The sequence below is a fragment of the Actinomadura sp. 7K507 genome, from assembly GCF_004348425.1.
Taxonomy (GTDB): domain Bacteria; phylum Actinomycetota; class Actinomycetes; order Streptosporangiales; family Streptosporangiaceae; genus Spirillospora.
On sequence record NZ_SMKK01000552.1, the window covers coordinates 1 to 767 of the forward strand.

1 protein-coding gene is annotated in these 767 nt (G+C 69.4%); it reads left to right on the forward strand.

Going from position 1 to position 767, the window contains the following annotated elements; all coding sequences use genetic code 11:
* Positions 1-767: acyl carrier protein (locus E1285_RS45215; RefSeq protein WP_132161054.1), on the forward strand; the 767-nt coding region annotated here is incomplete at both ends.

Consider the following 767-nt stretch of genomic DNA (forward strand, 5'->3'; position numbering starts at 1 on the left):
CCACTTCCTCGACACCCTCGCCGCACACCGGCAAGCCGAGGGCCTGCCCGCCCAATCCATCGGATGGGGCTACTGGCAGCAGGACACCGGCATGACCGGCCACCTCACCGACACCGACCGCAACCGCCTGACCCGCAGTGGCATGACCCCCATCACCGACGAGCAGGGCCTCGAACTCCTCGACGCGGCCCTTGCCACACCCCTGCCTCACCTGATCGCCGTCCCGATCAGCGCGCGCGGTATCAGCGTCCCGCCTCCGCCGCTCCTGAGGTCACTCGTCGGCGGTGCGCACCGTCCCAGCGCCGGCAGTAGCGCGAGCTTGGCCGATCACTTGGGCACGCTGACCCCTGATCAGCAGCAGGAACACCTTGTCGACCTGGTCCGGAGCAGCATCGCCGCCGTTCTCGGCCACACCAGCCCCGACGGGATCGACGCAGACCGGCAGTTCAACGAGCTCGGGTTCGACTCCCTCACCGCCATCGAACTGCGCAACCGTCTCGCCGGCGCCACCGGGCGTCGCCTGCCCGCAACCCTCGTCTTCGACCACCCCACACCGCAGGCGCTCGCCCAGGAGCTGAGGAGAACGGTCCTCGAGACGCTCGCGAGCACATCCGTGAGCGTGAGGGCGACAGCCACGGACGAGCCGATTGCGATCGTGGGGATGGGATGCCGCTACCCCGGCGGCGTCACCACCCCGCAGCAACTATGGAACCTGGTCACCCAGGAACGCGACGCCATCGGCGAATTCCCCACCAACCGCGGCTGGC